Annotated in this window: 19 protein-coding genes; 10 read left to right on the top strand and 9 right to left on the bottom strand. The window is 67.7% G+C overall.

The window, feature by feature from the left end; all coding sequences use genetic code 11:
- Positions 1-9: 9 nt before the first annotated feature.
- The 6 genes from DND132_RS10560 (at position 10) to DND132_RS10535 (ending at position 3619) form a co-directional block, all read left to right on the top strand.
- Positions 10-621 carry a YigZ family protein gene (locus DND132_RS10560; protein ID WP_014322730.1) on the top strand — a complete coding sequence of 204 codons (612 nt, stop codon included), beginning with the start codon at positions 10-12 and terminating at the stop codon, positions 619-621.
- A gap of 93 nt (positions 622-714) precedes the next feature.
- Positions 715-1176, top strand: coding sequence for a hypothetical protein (locus DND132_RS10555; protein WP_014322729.1), 462 nt, complete (start codon positions 715-717; stop codon positions 1174-1176).
- A gap of 90 nt (positions 1177-1266) precedes the next feature.
- Complete coding sequence (locus DND132_RS10550) at positions 1267-1866, top strand: LemA family protein (RefSeq protein WP_014322728.1); 600 nt, start codon at positions 1267-1269, stop codon at positions 1864-1866.
- A 13-nt stretch (positions 1867-1879) separates the two neighbouring features.
- Positions 1880-2665: a TPM domain-containing protein gene (locus tag DND132_RS10545; RefSeq protein WP_014322727.1), complete on the top strand. Its 786-nt coding sequence runs from the start codon at positions 1880-1882 to the stop codon at positions 2663-2665.
- A gap of 16 nt (positions 2666-2681) precedes the next feature.
- Complete coding sequence (locus DND132_RS10540; RefSeq protein ID WP_014322726.1) at positions 2682-3326, top strand: TPM domain-containing protein; 645 nt, start codon at positions 2682-2684, stop codon at positions 3324-3326.
- Between the two features lie 77 nt (positions 3327-3403).
- The gene (locus DND132_RS10535) at positions 3404-3619 is read left to right on the top strand and encodes a hypothetical protein (RefSeq protein WP_014322725.1); all 216 of its coding nucleotides are present in this window, start codon (positions 3404-3406) and stop codon (positions 3617-3619) included.
- A gap of 110 nt (positions 3620-3729) precedes the next feature.
- On the opposite strand, the gene DND132_RS10530 is transcribed toward DND132_RS10535, so the two are convergent.
- A complete protein-coding gene (locus tag DND132_RS10530; protein ID WP_014322724.1) occupies positions 3730-3918 on the bottom strand; it encodes a Trm112 family protein in 189 nt (62 codons plus the stop codon).
- Positions 3919-4049: 131 nt separating this feature from the next.
- Between DND132_RS10530 and DND132_RS10525 the strand changes: the two genes are divergently transcribed.
- Together DND132_RS10525 and DND132_RS10520 are read left to right on the top strand one after the other, a co-directional pair.
- Positions 4050-4910 (top strand): PHP domain-containing protein, encoded by an 861-nt coding sequence (locus DND132_RS10525; RefSeq protein WP_014322723.1) that lies wholly within the window; start codon positions 4050-4052, stop codon positions 4908-4910.
- A 57-nt stretch (positions 4911-4967) separates the two neighbouring features.
- Complete coding sequence (locus tag DND132_RS10520; RefSeq protein ID WP_014322722.1) at positions 4968-6362, top strand: peptidase U32 family protein; 1395 nt, start codon at positions 4968-4970, stop codon at positions 6360-6362.
- A 19-nt stretch (positions 6363-6381) separates the two neighbouring features.
- Here DND132_RS10520 and DND132_RS18855 read toward each other — a convergent pair whose 3' ends face one another.
- The 3 genes from DND132_RS18855 to DND132_RS10505 form a co-directional block, all read right to left on the bottom strand.
- The gene (locus tag DND132_RS18855; protein ID WP_014322721.1) at positions 6382-7095 is read right to left on the bottom strand and encodes a DUF6125 family protein; all 714 of its coding nucleotides are present in this window, start codon (positions 7093-7095) and stop codon (positions 6382-6384) included.
- A 712-nt stretch (positions 7096-7807) separates the two neighbouring features.
- Complete coding sequence (locus tag DND132_RS10510; RefSeq protein ID WP_014322720.1) at positions 7808-8170, bottom strand: hypothetical protein; 363 nt, start codon at positions 8168-8170, stop codon at positions 7808-7810.
- Positions 8157-9443, bottom strand: coding sequence for a terminase large subunit domain-containing protein (locus tag DND132_RS10505; RefSeq protein ID WP_014322719.1), 1287 nt, complete (start codon positions 9441-9443; stop codon positions 8157-8159). Before DND132_RS10505 ends, DND132_RS10510 begins: the two co-directional genes overlap by 14 nt.
- Positions 9444-9495: 52 nt before the next feature.
- On the opposite strand from DND132_RS10505, the gene DND132_RS18285 reads away from it, so the two are divergent.
- Positions 9496-10416: a tetratricopeptide repeat protein gene (locus tag DND132_RS18285; protein WP_190275279.1), complete on the top strand. Its 921-nt coding sequence runs from the start codon at positions 9496-9498 to the stop codon at positions 10414-10416.
- Positions 10417-10442: 26 nt separating this feature from the next.
- On the opposite strand, the gene DND132_RS10495 is transcribed toward DND132_RS18285, so the two are convergent.
- A complete protein-coding gene (locus tag DND132_RS10495) occupies positions 10443-10655 on the bottom strand; it encodes a hypothetical protein (protein WP_014322717.1) in 213 nt (70 codons plus the stop codon).
- Positions 10652-11056 carry a hypothetical protein gene (locus DND132_RS10490; RefSeq protein WP_014322716.1) on the bottom strand — a complete coding sequence of 135 codons (405 nt, stop codon included), beginning with the start codon at positions 11054-11056 and terminating at the stop codon, positions 10652-10654. Before DND132_RS10490 ends, DND132_RS10495 begins: the two co-directional genes overlap by 4 nt.
- A 293-nt stretch (positions 11057-11349) precedes the next feature.
- Here DND132_RS10490 and DND132_RS10485 point away from each other — a divergent pair, with 293 nt between their 5' ends.
- Positions 11350-12024, top strand: coding sequence for a CBS and ACT domain-containing protein (locus DND132_RS10485; protein ID WP_014322715.1), 675 nt, complete (start codon positions 11350-11352; stop codon positions 12022-12024).
- A gap of 189 nt (positions 12025-12213) precedes the next feature.
- On the opposite strand, the gene DND132_RS10480 is transcribed toward DND132_RS10485, so the two are convergent.
- From DND132_RS10480 to DND132_RS10470, 3 genes are all read right to left on the bottom strand, one after another.
- Positions 12214-13782, bottom strand: a complete 1569-nt coding sequence (locus tag DND132_RS10480; RefSeq protein WP_014322714.1) for a hypothetical protein — start codon at positions 13780-13782, stop codon at positions 12214-12216.
- A 243-nt stretch (positions 13783-14025) separates the two neighbouring features.
- The gene (locus DND132_RS10475) at positions 14026-14460 is read right to left on the bottom strand and encodes a hypothetical protein (RefSeq protein ID WP_014322713.1); all 435 of its coding nucleotides are present in this window, start codon (positions 14458-14460) and stop codon (positions 14026-14028) included.
- A 157-nt stretch (positions 14461-14617) separates the two neighbouring features.
- Positions 14618-15076, bottom strand: a complete 459-nt coding sequence (locus tag DND132_RS10470; RefSeq protein WP_014322712.1) for a hypothetical protein — start codon at positions 15074-15076, stop codon at positions 14618-14620.
- Positions 15077-15103 lie beyond the last annotated feature (27 nt).

Raw genomic sequence — 15103 nt, 5'->3', positions numbered from 1 at the left:
ACCGGCCCCATGCCGGACCGATACCCCATCCCCGCCGCCACCCACCGGGTGGAGGAGACCATCAGGCGCAGCCGGTTCGTGACCACCCTGGCCCACGTCCCGGACGCGGAATCCGCCCGCGCCTTCGTGGCCGCGGTCAAGGCGGAGTTTCCCGACGCCACGCACAACTGCTGGGCCTTCAACGCCGGTCCGCCGGGCGACACGGCCTTTGTGGGCGCGAGCGACGACGGCGAGCCGGGCGGCACGGCGGGCCGCCCCATGCTGAACGTCCTGCTCCACTCGGGCGTGGGCGAGATCGCGGCCGTGGTCAGCCGCTGGTTCGGCGGCACCAAGCTCGGCACCGGCGGGCTGGTCCGGGCCTATTCCGGCATGGTCAACCTCGGCCTGGCCACCCTGACCGTGCGCGACATGGTCGTGACCGTGCGCCTGGCCGTGTCCCTGCCGTATCCCTGCGTGACCCTGTTCAAGCGGCTGACGCCCGACTTCGAGGGCGAGGTGGTCGAAGAGACCTTCGGCGAGACCGCCGGGTTCACCGTGGAGCTGCCCGAGGAGCGGGCGACCGGGTTCGCGGCGGCCGTGACCGAGCTGACCGGCGGACGCGCGGAAATACATGAAAAATGATGGCGCCAGCGGTTGCGGACCTGTCGGAAAATGGGCTAGCCTAAATCAGGCTTAAGATAATCCGGGGTAACAGCAAGGCGAAAAGCAGGTTCCATGTCCACACAGAAATTGCGAGCGATCTATAAGCAACTTACCGATAAAATTGAAATTTCAAGAGAGAAGGCCCTGTTCGAGATCAAGGAGCTGAAGACAGACCTCAACGAACTCCAACGACATCTCTCCGGGCGCAAGAAGGAGACGGACATCCAGCCGGAGGACCTCATGCGGTCCGTCTACGAGATCGCCCAGTTCCTTCGGGACATGCGCAAGCGGGAGGAGATCCTGGCCGAGATGGAGGGGGTCGCGGCCGAGACCGAGGCCGAGGAATACCTGCTCTCGCGCGGGGCCAGGCTCCTGACCCGGCCCTCGGGCTGGCACTTCCAGACCTCCAAGGAGCGGTTCCTGCTGCACGGGTCCGACACGGTCAAGGCGGCGGCGGAGCTGCGCAAGCTCCTGGCCGCGGGCAAGCGCCTCAAACGGCCCGCCAAGAAGAAAAAACAGCCGGAATCCCGGTAACCGCGCCCGGACCGCCTTGACTTTCGCGCTGCCGGACGCATCTACATGCCCATGAAGACAACCCCAACCCGATCAAGGGGAAACCACGCCATGTTCAAACGATTCGTCACGGTCCTCGCGGCCCTGTTCATCGCCACGTCCCTGGCCGGCTGCGGCTACAACTCCATGCAGCAGCAGGAGGAAGAGGTCTACGGCGCCTGGGCCAACCTGGAATCCGCCCTGCAACGGCGCGCGGACCTGATCCCCAACCTGGTGGAGACGGTCAAGGGCGCGGCCGCCCATGAGAAGTCCACCCTGACCGCCGTGGTCGAGGCCCGGGCCAAGGCCACCCAGACCAAGCTCACCCCGGAGATGCTGACCGACAAGAACGCCCTGGCCAATTTCCAGGCCGCCCAGGGCGAACTCTCCTCGGCCCTGTCCCGGCTCATGGTCGTGGTCGAGCGCTATCCCGACCTCAAGGCCAACCAGAATTTCCTGGCCCTCCAGCACCAGCTCGAAGGCACCGAGAACCGCATCAACGTGGCCCGTCAGCGCTACAACGAGACGGTCAAGACCTTCAACTACTCCATCCGCAAGTTCCCGAACTCCCTGACCAACTCGCTGCTGCTCCACCTGGAGCGCAAGGAGTTCTTCGAGGCCGAGCCGGCCGCCAAGACGGCCCCCAAGGTCAACTTCGGGTCCGAGTCCTAGGCGGTACCGCCCGGTGCGCTTGCTCCCGAACCGCTCGTCAGGCCTCCTCGCGGCCCTGGCCCTCCTCATGGTCCTGGTCACGGCCGCCGGGGCCTTCGCCCTGGACGTGCCCCCGTACACCACGCGGGTCAACGACCTGGCCGGGATGATGTCCCCCGAGACGCGGCAGACCATCGAGGACCGGCTGGCCGACCTGGAGCGCACGGACTCCACCCAGGTGGCCGTCCTGACCGTGCCCTCGCTCAAGGGCGACTCCCTGGAGGACTTCTCCATCCGCGTGGCCGACACCTGGAAGGTCGGGCAGCAGGGCTTCGACAACGGCGTCATCCTCCTGGTCAGCAAGGAGGATCGCCGGATTCGCATCGAGGTGGGCTATGGCCTGGAAGGCCGGCTCACCGACGTCCTGGCCGGGCAGATCATCGACAACATCATCACCCCGCAGTTCAAGGCCGGACGGTTCGACCAGGGCTTCCTCGACGGCGTCACCGCCATCTCCGGGGCCGTGCGCGGCGAGTTCACCGCCCTGCCCAAGAAGCCCCGGAGCAAGCTGAACATCCTGGCCATCCTCCTCGGCCCCATGATCTTCTTCATCCTGCTGACCGAAAAGTTCGGGCGGCCCCGGCCCCCTCGCGGCCCCGGTTCGGGCGCGACCGGCTCCGGACAACGCGGCCCCGGCATGATCTTCCTGCCCGGCCCGCGCATCGGCGGCGGGTTCGGCGGCGGCTTTGGCGGAGGCGGCGGGTTCGGCGGGTTCGGCGGCGGCGGATTCGGCGGCGGCGGGGCCTCCGGCGGCTGGTAACAACGAGGTTTCTACCATGAGCAGCAACGCGGAAACTTTTCTCACCCAGGCCGAACAGGACGCCCTGGTCCGGTGCGTCCAGGAGGCCGAAGCCACGACCTCCGGCGAGATCGTGCCGGTCATCGCGACCATGAGCTACGACTACCCCCGGGCCGGGCTCATCGGCAGCCTCCTCGTCGCCGCCCTGGCCGCCGTGGGCTTGACCCTGGCCCTGGGCCGCGAGGACATGTGGGTCTTCCTCCTGCTCTTCCTCGCCCTGTTCCTCGGCTTCTCCCGCCTGTTCGACGCCTTTCCGGCCCTCAAGCGGCCCTTCCTGTCCAAACGGGAGATGCGCGACGAGGTGGCCGAGGCCGCCTTCACCGCCTTCCACGCCCACGGCCTGCACAACACCCGCGACAAGACCGGGATCATCCTCTACGTCTCGGTCTACGAGCGCTCGGTCCAGGTCCTGGCCGACAAGGGCATCAACGACCTGGTCAATCCCCTGGCCTGGGAGGAGGTCGTCACCCTGGTCACCGACGGCATCCGCGCGGGCAAACCCGGCGAGGCCCTGTGCGCGGGCGTGCGCCGCTGCGGCGAGATGCTCACCGAACGGTTCCCCATCAAGCCCGACGACACCGACGAGCTGCCCAACCTGATCATCGAATCCTCGGACAGGTAACGTCACCCAAGGGTCACGCGCCCTCCATACTCCCGTAACGCCGGTCTGGTCTCCTGTGCCGAACCTGGAGGTCCGTCATGTGTGCCGCCGTTCCGGTCGCGCTCCTGCTGCTCGTCGTCCTCGCCGCCCTGACCGTCCTGCGCCTGTTCAAGCCCGCGCCCAACGCCCGGCTCCTCGCCGGGCTGCTCGATGCCCTCGGCCGCACCCCCGGCCATCCCGACACGCCGCCTCCCGCTCCGACCTCCGCCACAAGTTCCGGCCCCGTCCGCACGGACGGGATCAAGACGGCCTGATTGCCCGTCCCCGCCCCGCGCCGACCCATCGGGCACCCACATTTCGGGCATGAAAAAACCCGCCTCACCGATAAGCGGCGGGGCGGGGCGTAACGTCCGTTGCCTGGGGCCTATTTGGAGCCGGTCCAGTCCGTTTCGGGCACGGCCTGGTCCACGAGCATGATGGGGATGTCGTTCCGGACCGGGTAGACGACCTTGCATTTGGGGCAGGCCAGGCCGTCGCCCGCCGGGGTGGGCGTGAGTCCGCCCTTGCACTTGGGGCAGGCCAGGATATCGAGCAGATCTTTGTTGAGGGTCATGGCGTTCTCCTTTGGATGCAAGGCAGGATAGCCTCGGGCGCGGGGATTGGCAACCGTTCCGGGCTTTACCTCGCGGCGCGGAGCCTGTACCTTCGTGATTTGCGCAACCGACAACCATACGGGACACGACCATGAGCATAGATCTGCACACGCACACCACGGCCTCGGACGGCACGCTGTCGCCCACCGAACTGGTGGAGTTGGCCGGGGAAACCGGGCTGGACGCCATTGCGGTCACGGACCACGACACCTTCCAGGGCGTGGCCGAGGCGGTCGAGGCGGGCAAGCGGCTCGGCGTGGAGGTCATCCCCGGCGCGGAGCTGAGCCTGGAGTCCCCGGAGGGCGCGGGCTGGATCCACGTGGTCGCCCTGTGGGTGCCCGAGCGGGCCGACGCCCTGCAAAAGGCCTTTGACTGGGTCATCGAGGGGCGCGCCAACCGCAACCACGAGATCGTGGCCAAGCTGCGTTCCCTCGGCGTGAACATCACCTACGAGGCCGTGGCCGCCCGGGCCAAGGGGACCATCGGCCGCCCGCATTTCGCCCAGGAGCTCATGGCGCTCGGTGTGGTTTCGTCCATGGACGAGGCCTTCAAGGTCTGGGTCGGCGACCACGGCCGGGCCTACGTGCCCAAGCGCAAGCTCACCCCCGAGCAGGCCTTCCCCATCCTGAAGGATATCGGGGCGACCTCCATCCTGGCCCACCCCTTCGCCCTCAAGCTGAGCTACCCCGAGACCGAAAAGGTGGTCCGCCGCCTCATGGACCTGGGCCTGGACGGCATGGAGGTCCTCTACTCCGAGCATTCCCCCGCGGACACCAAGGCCTTCGGCGAGATGGCCGACCGCCTGGGCCTGCTCAAGAGCGGCGGTTCGGACTTCCACGGGACCAACAAGCCGGAAATCCGGCTCGGCGTGGGCCGGGGCAACCTGAACATCCCCAACGAACTGCTGGATAAAATGAAGGCGGCCCGCCGGGCCAAGGGACTGCCCGTCTAGGCCCGGTCCCCGCATTTTCCCTTGGCGAAACCAACCCCCATCAGGTAATCCGCGACCATGCCCGACGCCCCGTTCATCCCGGAACTGCTCGCCCCTGCGGGCGACATGGAAAAACTCGAGACCGCCATCCTGTACGGCGCTGACGCCGTGTACCTGGGCGGCGAGGGCCTCAACCTGCGCGCCGGAGCGGGCGGGTTCGACCGCCAGGCCCTGGAACGGGCCGTCACCCGCGCCCACCAGGCCGGGGTCAAGGTCTACTACACCCTGAACGTCTACCCGCGCCAGTCGCACATGCGCGCCCTGCGCGAACAGCTCGACATCCTCGGCGAGCTCAGGCCGGACGCTGTCATCGCCGCCGATCCCGGCGTCATCCGGCTGCTCCGGCGCGAGCTGCCCGCCATCCCGGTGCACATCTCCACCCAGGCCAACACCTCCAACGTCGAGGCCGTGCGCTTCTGGCGCGAGAACGGGGCCAAACGCGTCAACGTGGCCCGCGAGCTGCGCTCGAACGAGCTGGGCGAGATGCTCGACGCCTGCCGCAAGCAGATGCCGACCATGGAGCTGGAGGTCTTCGTCCACGGGGCCATGTGCATGGCCGTGTCCGGGCGCTGCTACATGTCCGCCCTGCTCAACGACCGGCCCGGCAACCTCGGCCAGTGCTCCCACCCCTGCCGCTACGAGTACCGGCCCGTGTCCATGACCTTCGAGGAACGCACCCGGCCCGGCGAAAAACTCTGGGAAATCCGCGAATACGACAACCCGTTCACCGAGGACTTCACCTTCGACGCGCCCGAGGAGTTCGCCTTCTCCACCCCGGACCGCGACGGCCCGCCCTCCCAGCCACCGGCCGACCGCGCCCTGTCCGCCGCGCTCGACACCGACAACTGGACCAAGTTCTTCGCCGCCGAAGACCTCTGCCTGCTCCACTACCTGGAATGGTTCCGGCGCATGAGGGTCGCCTCCCTCAAGATCGAGGGCCGCACCAAGAGCTCCGCCTACCTCGCCCAGGTCGTGGACGCCTACAAGACCGCCCTGAACCACGCCGCCGCCGGCCGGTTCCAACCCGAACCCTTCCTGGCGGAACTGGTCAACGCCGCGTCCCGGCCCCTGACCACCGGCTTCTTCGACCCGGCCTGCCGGGGCCCCATCGCCCAGCCGCCCGACGAAACGGAAAAACGGCCCGTGCTCGCCCGCATCCTCGCCCCCCTGGCCTCGGGCCGCTGGCTCGTCCAGACAAAGGCCCGCTGGGATGCCGCCGAACCCGTCGAAGCCCTGGTGCCCGGCCTCATCCGGCCCCGCATCGCCGCCCAGGACTACGGCCTGGTGGACGAAAAGGGCCAGTCCGTGGACGTCTCCCACCCCGGCCAGCGCGGCGTCTTCATCTGCGACCACCCCGAACTCAAGACCGGCATGTTCCTGCGCAAACCCCCGCTCCCGCACGCCGCCGACTAGGCCCGGCCCACTCGTCCGCCTACTCCCCGGCCAGGGTGAACCGCCAGGCGCAGGCCCACTCCTCGGGATGGGCGTCGGGCGGGCAGCCGATGCACTCGCAACGCAGCCGGGAATCCATCTCTCGCGCAAACCCCGTGTACTCGGTCACCCCGCCGGATTTGCAGGGATAATCGGCCAGCCCGCGCCGCTTGCGGGCCGTCTGCACGCGGCAGTCCGTCATGCGGAAAACAATCGACGTCGCGGTCTCCTCGGCGAACTCCCAGCGGTTCAGCCGCCCGTACATGCGTGCCGCCAACCCGGCCTTGAGGGCCGCGATCCCGCCCCGCTCCGGCAGCCCGAGCAACGCCTTGACCCGCCGGGCCTCCAAGGGCGCGAACCGGGCCCAACACGTGTCGTTGACCCGCTTGGCCGCGTCCATGCCCGCCGCCTTCTCCACCGCCTGGAACCAGACCCCATCCGCCGCCAGCCAGCCCGTCCGCAACGCCTGGGCCACGTCCGCCAGCACCGCCGGGTCCAGCCCCTCCGCCAGTCCGCCCGGCTCACGCCCCAACGCGCGCTCCAGCTTGCCGAGCAATATCCCCTCCAGCCGGTCCCCGGCCTCGCCCTCCGCGTCCAGGGCCGCCTCCAGACCCAACTGGTGCACGCTCTCCGCCAGCCACAACCCGTAATGCGCCGCCAACTGCCGGATCACCCCGGCCAACTCCTTCAATCCGTCCGTACTCGTCTCGCTCACCACGACCTCCCGGTTTCCGCCAGCACTACACGCCAACACGCGCCCGAGGCAAGGGGCGGCGGTCGCTGTGCGGGAGGGTGGGGGATGGGGAATGCCTCCGGCGGGCCCTCGCCGGGCGGGCGCCTCCGGCGGCCAGAGAACCCTTTGGAAAGGGTTCTCTGGATTCTCCCAAACTTTTTGGGTGCCTTCGGCAGGGGCGTGCGGGTGCGGGGGGATGTGCGGGTTGGGAGCGGGGCGGAAGGGCGGAGATCGTTGGCGGGGGTCTTGGCAGGGGGCGGGCAGGCGGTGTCCCGAAGGGTTCGCGCCGGACGGCCACGGGCCTCGGAGGACCGCCCGGCGCGAACCCTTCGGGACGGTTGCCCAACGCCGCCGGCGAGGTCGGCGGGACCCGTTTTGACGGTTTTGCGGCGTTGGTAGAAGGCGGGAAAAGGCGTGGTTCTTGGGGCGCTATTCTCTTCTTAAAAACAAAACCCCGCGATTTCGGGCAGAAAAAACGGCGTGCTCACTTCGGTGAAGCAGCACGTCGTTGCATCCGTTTTTTCTGCCCGAAATCGCACACCGGCACGGCGGAAGGCGTCCCTTGCCAAGCCTTCCGCCGCCGCACGCATCTGAGCGAAGCGAACATGGGGGTGCAGGGGGCTTTGCTCCCTGCCGGGTCCAGGGCAGCGCCCTGGTCTCCCCGAAGGGCCGCCGGAGGCCTTCCCCGCGCCATTCAGTCCACGGTTAGGCTGGCGGTCTGGAAGACGCACATGTCGGAGAAGCCGTAGAGGCGGGCGAAGCGGAAGAGGTTGTTGTCGAATTGGCCCTGGTCGTTGGCGCGGACGCCCATGATTTTGGGGAGGTGGAGTCGTTTGGCTTCGGTTTTGAGCCATTCGAGGTCTTGGGCCAGGGTCCGGCGCGTGGCCGGGCCCCAGCGGCTCATGGTCAGGTGGAGTTCGAGGTAGTCGGGTCGCGGGGCGATGGCGCAGACGCCGTAGGGGCCGTCGGCGTCGGCGAGTTCGAGCCAGCGGTAGGGGCCGTTTTCCGGGAAGTGGGCCAGGGGGTCGGGGCGGGTGGTGGTTTCAGTCACGGGCATGGGTATCTCCGAACGGGTTGTAGTTATTGGCGGAGCGGGCCGGACGCGGGCCGGGTTCGGGTTGCCGGAAGCCCACGGCGAAGTAGCGGAAGCCGTCGGCGGCGTGGCTGGTCCAGTCGTGGATGGGCCGGGTGGAGAAGTCGGCGGTTCGGTCGTTGAAGGAGCGGCGGTAGTGGCGCAGGGCCTCGATGCCGGGCGCGCAGCGGGTTTCGTCGAACCAGCAGCGGGGCAGGATGGTGCGCACGGCGTTGATGCCGTCCTGGATGGGGATGTTGGCGGCGATGTCGAAGCGGATGCCCAGGGAGCGGGCGGTTTCGAGGCGCGACTTGCCGGTGCCGAGTTCGCGCACGCGGATGTCGTGGGGCGCGATGTGGGTGCCATATTTGTAGCCTTTGTCGTCGAGGATTCTGGCGTAGTGGTCGAGGCCTTCGCCGCAGGCCTCGTAGTAGTCGATGACGGCGAAGGTGCCGCCTGGCCGGGCCTGGACGAACCAGATGGAGGTGGAGTCGGACATGCCCAGGTCCCAGGCGGTGTGCACGGGCATGGACGGGTCGGCGGGCACGTCGGTCATGCGGCCCTCGCGGTCGGCGTCGGCCAGGAGCTGGCCGAAGTAGGCCCCCCGGATGGCGGCGGTGAAGGAGCATTCGAACTCCTGTTCGTATTCCTCGGGCGACATCTCGCGGGCACTGGCCTCGAGTTCCTCGACGGGCAGGATGCCGGTCTCGGAGGCGCGGTACATGGCGGCCAGCCAGTCCGGGTCGGTCTTGCCCTTTTCCCATATCTCGTACAGGGCGTTCTTGCCGCGCGGGGTGCCGATGAACATGGCCCAGCCCTTGCGGTCGGACAGGGCGGGCCGGATGACCTCGGTCCAGACGCGCAGGGGCATCTGGGCGACCTCGTCGAAGACCACGCCGTCGAGGTACATGCCGCGCAGGGAGTCGGGGTTGTTGGCACCGAACAGGCGGATGCGCGAGCCGTTGTCGAAGTCGGCGCGCAGTTCGGTCTCGTTGAATTTGACGGTGCAGCCGTCGAGGCCGAAGCCGCAGTATCGTTTGAGTTCGTCCCAGACCACGGTCTTGGCCTGGCGGTAGAGGGGGGCGATGTAGGCCCCGCGCCAGTCGTCGCGGCGGGTTTCGCGGGCCGCGTTGATGAGCCGGTTCACGGACAGCACGGTCTTGCCGAACCGGCGGTGGCAGACCAGGACCGCGAACCGGCCGAGTTCGGCCTCGATGCGGGCCTGGTGTTCCCTTGGTACATACAGGTCATTGGACATTGTTTCCTCGCTTATGTTGACGGGCGGCGCGGGCCGAGGGTATCTGACGGCCATGCGAATCCACGCCCTGATTGTTGTTGTCTGCCTGTTGCCGGCCGTGTGGGGCTGCGCCGGAAGTGAGGGGCCGCCGCCCGTTCCGCCCACCGCCGAGGAGCTGGCGGTGCAGCGCCGCGAGGCCCGTGCGGCCGAGGCGCTGGCCGAGGCCATGCAGCTTCGGCACGACGACGGATTCCTGGACGAGGACGCGGCCCTCGGCTACCTGGACCAGGCGCTGGAGCTGGACCCTGACCTGGCCATGGCCCGCTACTACCGGGCGAGCATCCTGTTTTCCCAGGGGCGGGCGGACGAGGCTCTGGCCGACGTGGACCGGGCCATCGAGCTCAAGCCGGACCACGTGCAGGCGCACTACATGCGCGGCTCCATCCTGTTGAATCAGGGGCGGTACCGGGAGGCGGCGCGGGACTTCACCGAGGTGGTCAAGGGGGACCCGTCCATCGCCGAGGCGTTCGTCCGGCGCGGGCTGTGCTATCTGCGGCTGAACCGCGACGACGAGGCCATCGACGACTTCGGCAGCGCGCTGGCCATCGACCCGGCCGACCAGGACGCCAGCTACAACCGGGGCATGACGTACCTGGCCCGGCATGACTACGAGGCCGCCCTGCGCGACCTGTCCCAGGCCTACGTGCTGGACTCGGACAACGTCCGGCTGCTCACGGCGCGGGGCCAGGCTCTGCTCAAGCTCAAGCGGTACGGGCGGGCCGCCGCGGACTACCGGCGGGCCACCGAGCTCGAGCCGGGGCAGAGCGCCCTGTACGGGTTGCTGGGCGAGGCCCTGGCCGGGGACGGGCGCATGCGCGAGGCCGTGGCGGCCGTGGAGCGGGCCCTTGCCCTGGCCGTGGCGCGGGGCGACGAGTTCCTGGCCGCCCAGTACCGGGCGCAGCTCGCCCAGTACCGGGACGCGGCGCTTCCCTAGGGCTTTCGCCGGATTCATGGCCGGGGTCATCGCAGGGCCTCGAAGAGGATGCGTCCGCCCAGGGCGGCCACGCCCGCCAGGCTGCCCCAGACCAATCGTTCCAGAAAGCGGATCTTTTCGCGGTTCCCGGCGCACTGCCGGGCCTCGTTGATCTCGCGGATGGCCACCTGGATGGCCTTGACCCGTTCGTCGATGCGCACCAGGAGGTCCTGGAGGTCCTGCCGTTCCATGGCCGTCATTTTGGACCTCCCAGGGCGTCCTTGAGGCCGCGCACCGCGCCGGGCAGGTAGTCGCCGATCTTCTTGACCCCGAGCACGGCGGCCACGATCCAGAAGGTGATCTGGAGGAACCAGTCGGGCAGGGCCTCCCAGGAGGCGATGACCCGGCCCGCGCCCTCGGGGTCCACCCCGGACCAGATGAAGAAGCCGATCCAGGCGAAGAAGAGGACGTCGTCCTTCCAGCCCGAGTTTTCGAGCTGTTTCATCTCCCAGTCGTGGTTGAATTCCTGGTCCGACCGGGCCAGCCGCACGCGGTTCTCCAAGACCGCCTTCTTGAGTTCCTGTTTGCCCTTGAAGTGGTCCGAGACCCCTTCCACCACCGTGGTCAGCAGTCCCGCCACGGCCGAAATGATAGGTATCATGTCGTTCTCCGAATCCTAGAGGGTTGCGCGAGCCACCCCGGTCTGGGGGGGAGCATAGCCCCTGATTTTCGGGAAACCGGGTTTCGGGGGAGATTGGTAGGGAAAAGCGGCCGAAAGGCATAAAAAAACATCTTGACGGGTTTTGCGCCGCCGGGGTAGCGGACCCGACCCCGGTCCGCGCGCGAAAAAATCGTTGCGGGGCTAGCCAAATGGCGCGGGAAACGTTAAGAATGACTCGGAATATCGACAGTATCCGGCCGGGCGAGGCCGGTTAACCTAAGGAGGAACACCCAATGCTGGTAGCCAACTGGATGACCAAGGACGTCATCACCATCACCCCGGAACGCTCCATGATGAAGGCCTCCAAGCTGATGAAGGACAAGGCCATCAGCCGTCTGCCCGTGGTGGACGAGAGCGGCAGGATCATCGGCATCGTCTCGGACCGCGACATCAAGGACGCTTCGCCGTCCAAGGCCACCACCCTGGACGTGCACGAGCTGTACTACCTCCTGTCCGAGATCAAGATCGCGGACATCATGACCAAGAAGGTGGTCACCATCCGCGACACCGAGACCGTGGAAAAGGCCGCGGTGCTCATGCTTGAGGGCAACTTCGGCGGCCTGCCGGTGGTGGACGAGAACGACCACGTGGTGGGCATCATCACGGACACGGACATCTTCAAGGTCCTGGTCGAGATCTCCGGCATCTACGAGGGCGGCGCCCAGTTCTGCCTGCGCCTGTCCACGGCCGCCGGCAGCCTGCGCCCGGTGCTGGCCTTTCTCAAGGATCACGGCGCGCGGATCATGTCCATCATGACCCACAACGTGCCCGAGTCCGAGGGGTTCAAGAACGTCTACATCCGCATCCGCGACATGGAGAAGCCCGAGTTCAAGCGCCTCCAGCAGGGGCTGGCCGAGAACTTCGACGTGGTCTACTGGGCCATCGACTCGGTCCACAACGTCATCTAACGCGCCGAGCGCCCGGAAAGGCCGCGCGAAGGAGCGCTTTTTTCGATAAAACTACGATAAGTTACTTGATCTATATCCGCATGTAATATAGTCATATCTTACCGACGATCTCTGCCTTTTCAAAACCAGGAGGCCGCCCCGCAATGGGGCGGCCTCCTGCCGTCTGGCGTGCCGGAAAGGGAGGGCGGATCAGGCGTTGCCGACCACGATGTCCCCGCCGGTCCGTTCCGGGGCGTCGAAGTTCAGGATGATCCGCGAGGAGTTGTCGAACACGTAGGTCGGGTCCTGGTTCGTGACGAACAGGGTCCGGCCCGCGTCGATGTTGTTGATCTCGGAGGAGCCGCCGTCCACGGTCTCGAAGGTGTTCACCCGGTTGATGGTCGTGGAGTTGTCCGCCTCCACCACCCGCGTCTCCGGGTAGGCCACGGAGGAGTATAGCTCGGTGGTCGCGTCGATCCGGGAGTTGTCCACCTCGGTCCGCTCCACGATGTGGTTTTCGGTGGTGCTTTGGCTCGCGTCCACGTTGCGCACCTCGGTGTTCTCGGTGGTCAGGGTGGTCTCGCGGCGCTCCTCGTTGGTGAAGCTGCGCGAGTTGTCCTGCTCGTTGACCACGGTGGTCTCGGTGGAGAACCGGTTGTCGCGGTTGAAGTTCTGGACGATGTCTTGGGTGTTCTCGGTGGTCCGGTCCGTGGACAGGTCCAGGTTGCGGGTGGAGGAGTTGTCGAACTCGTTCCGGGTCACGTGGCGGTCGCTGCGCTCGATGACCGAGTTCATGGACTGGTCCAGGGTCTGGTCCACGTTCTGGTTGTAGGTGGCCGTGCGGTTCTGCTCGATGTCCTGGGACTGGTCGATGCGCATGGAGTACTCGGAGCGCATGTCGATGGGCGCGCCTCGCCCCATGTCCTGGGCGAAGTCCACCTTGGGCAGGGAGAAGGGCTCGGCGTAGCCGTCGGCCGTGGGCACCCACGGGGCCATGGGCACGGAGGGCGGCACGTACGGCGCGGTGTGGCTCGAGTGGTGGAAGACGTCGTTGGGCCAGTGCTGAGTGTGGCCGAAATAGGTGCCGTGCGGGTTGGTCATGCGGTGGGCCATGATGGTCCCGGCCGGGGAGATGGGTACGAACCCGGTCAGGGTGGGCATGGAAAAGCCGACCTTCGGGGCGATGGACACGCTGCCCGCCGGGGACACGGGCTGCACCCCCAGGGCCGGGGCGATGGCCACGTTGCCCGTGGTCATGGCCACGGGCGATCCGGCCCGCTCCACGGGGCCGCCGCCCACGGGGCCGCCGGTGGACCCGCCCGTTGCCTGGGCGATGGCCGGGCGGCCGCCCTCGGTGGAGATGGGCACGTTGGCCCCGCCCGAGACCTGGCCGCCGCCGGTGCTCTGGCCGACGGCGTTGCCCGAGCCGGTCTGGCCGGAGCTGCCCATGCCGGTGACGCCGCCCACGGAGCCGCCCGAGGAGCCGCCACCGATGTGCGCGGAGGAGGTGCCCGGCGTCATGCCGCCGCCCCCGCCGCCTCCGGCCGAGGCCGCCCCCGCAAAGGCGTGGGACAACCCGCCGCCCGTGGGGGCGGCGTAGGGAATCCGGGCCATGGACGTGTCGATGGGCACGCGCGCGGGCGTGGTGTCGATGGGGACGTGGCCGGGCTCGCCGATGGAGACCTGTCCGGGCGCAACCGCCTGGAAGGAGCCTGCCGGGCCTGCGGTGACCTGACCCGGAGGGCCGGCCACGATGAAGTCGGTAACTCCCATGGACATGGGACGTTTCTCCCTGCCGAGCCGACCTTCCATGGTCCGCGATCGCCCGCTGACGGGCCTTCCGGCATATATTTACAATATACGAGGGAGAAAAAGGGCGTCAAGGGGGATATTCCGCCGCCCGCGCGGGGCGGGGAGCGGGGGGTTCGGTGTCGGGACAGTGGGGGGCGCCGCGTGGGCGGGACGTCGGCCGGAGACGGGCGGCGGTCAGGGCGTCCCCTGTCCGCCGCCGGGTCGATCCGGTCAGCCCTCGGCGGAGGACGACTCGAGCAGTTCGGACTGGGCCTCGAGCAACTGGCCCTGCAACTGCGTGAGTTCGCTCTGCTTGTTCTGGATCTGGACCTGCTTCTGGTCGTCGGGCAGGGACTCGTCGTCCTTGAGCTCCTCAATCTCCTGTTCGAGCTTTTCGATGCGGTCCTGGAGGTCCTCGATGGTCTGCTCGGTCTCGGAGGTGTCGCTGTCGTCGGATTCGGAGGAGGCCCCGGAGGCGGACGCGGTCTTGGTGCCGCCCGTGGCGGACATGGCGCCCGACAGGGCCTTGGCCTCCTCGGAGATGCTCACGGTGTCGCCCTGGTCCGAGGTTCCGTCACCGGCCGCGGTGTCGCCGGATGCGGTCTGGGTCTTGATGGACAGGGAATCCACGAAGGCCGATTGGTAGGTCAATGCTTCTATGGTCATGACAAGGCTCCTTGAAGTGTGTTCGCGTCTCCCTGCGTGGTCTATCGTCCGCAGTCCGGAAATCCTTTAGCGCGCGGCCGGTTTTTTTCGGCCGCACGAAAACGGGCGCGACGGGAGTCCCCGTCGCGCCCGTCCCGGCGGAAAATGTCGTTTCGGATCAGAAGGTCCCGGCGGTGTTGCCGAAGCCGTTGGCCCTGGTGCCGCCGCCCTCGGCCATGCCGTCGGCCTTGAGCTTGGTCTGCTGGGCCTTGAGCAGCTGGTCCCGCAGGTCCATGAGCATGTTCTCCTTCTCCTGGATCTGCGTCTGCTTGCGGTCCTCGGGCAGGTCCCCGTCCTCCAGGGCCTTGATCTCCTCCTCCAGCTTCTGGATGCGGTCCTTGAGGGAGTCGATGGTCTGGTCCATGTCCGTTTCCTGGTCGGACTCGTCGTCGGACTTGCCCAGGCTCTCCATGGCGATCAGGGCGCGGCCCTCCTCGGAGATGGTCACGGTGTCCCCCTGCTCCGGGGTGACGGCGTCCTGGGCCACCTCGGTTTCGGTCTTGACCGTGGCCGCGGGCTTGACGGTCAGCGTGTCCACGAACACGCCGGTCTGCTGCATCAGCGATTCGATAGCCATGGTGCGCACTCCTTTGTTGCCTGCATG

It is taken from the genome of Pseudodesulfovibrio mercurii (assembly GCF_000189295.2).
Lineage (GTDB): Bacteria > Desulfobacterota > Desulfovibrionia > Desulfovibrionales > Desulfovibrionaceae > Pseudodesulfovibrio > Pseudodesulfovibrio mercurii.
The sequence above is the reverse complement of the archived record's forward strand: the minus strand, read 5'-3'. Positions and strand labels throughout refer to the sequence as shown.

Coding starts and splice junctions, on each gene's coding strand:
- DND132_RS10550 (WP_014322728.1), top strand. CDS start 1,267: ATGTTCAAACGATTCGTCACGGTCCTCGCGGCCCTGTTCATCGCCACG.
- DND132_RS10525 (WP_014322723.1), top strand. CDS start 4,050: ATGAGCATAGATCTGCACACGCACACCACGGCCTCGGACGGCACGCTG.
- DND132_RS10560 (WP_014322730.1), top strand. CDS start 10: ATGCCGGACCGATACCCCATCCCCGCCGCCACCCACCGGGTGGAGGAG.
- DND132_RS10505 (WP_014322719.1), bottom strand. CDS start 9,443: ATGTCCAATGACCTGTATGTACCAAGGGAACACCAGGCCCGCATCGAG.
- DND132_RS10475 (WP_014322713.1), bottom strand. CDS start 14,460: ATGACCATAGAAGCATTGACCTACCAATCGGCCTTCGTGGATTCCCTG.
- DND132_RS10495 (WP_014322717.1), bottom strand. CDS start 10,655: ATGACGGCCATGGAACGGCAGGACCTCCAGGACCTCCTGGTGCGCATC.
- DND132_RS10480 (WP_014322714.1), bottom strand. CDS start 13,782: ATGTCCATGGGAGTTACCGACTTCATCGTGGCCGGCCCTCCGGGTCAG.
- DND132_RS10520 (WP_014322722.1), top strand. CDS start 4,968: ATGCCCGACGCCCCGTTCATCCCGGAACTGCTCGCCCCTGCGGGCGAC.
- DND132_RS10485 (WP_014322715.1), top strand. CDS start 11,350: ATGCTGGTAGCCAACTGGATGACCAAGGACGTCATCACCATCACCCCG.
- DND132_RS10530 (WP_014322724.1), bottom strand. CDS start 3,918: ATGACCCTCAACAAAGATCTGCTCGATATCCTGGCCTGCCCCAAGTGC.
- DND132_RS10470 (WP_014322712.1), bottom strand. CDS start 15,076: ATGGCTATCGAATCGCTGATGCAGCAGACCGGCGTGTTCGTGGACACG.
- DND132_RS10555 (WP_014322729.1), top strand. CDS start 715: ATGTCCACACAGAAATTGCGAGCGATCTATAAGCAACTTACCGATAAA.
- DND132_RS10540 (WP_014322726.1), top strand. CDS start 2,682: ATGAGCAGCAACGCGGAAACTTTTCTCACCCAGGCCGAACAGGACGCC.
- DND132_RS18285 (WP_190275279.1), top strand. CDS start 9,496: ATGCGAATCCACGCCCTGATTGTTGTTGTCTGCCTGTTGCCGGCCGTG.
- DND132_RS10490 (WP_014322716.1), bottom strand. CDS start 11,056: ATGATACCTATCATTTCGGCCGTGGCGGGACTGCTGACCACGGTGGTG.
- DND132_RS10510 (WP_014322720.1), bottom strand. CDS start 8,170: ATGCCCGTGACTGAAACCACCACCCGCCCCGACCCCCTGGCCCACTTC.
- DND132_RS10535 (WP_014322725.1), top strand. CDS start 3,404: ATGTGTGCCGCCGTTCCGGTCGCGCTCCTGCTGCTCGTCGTCCTCGCC.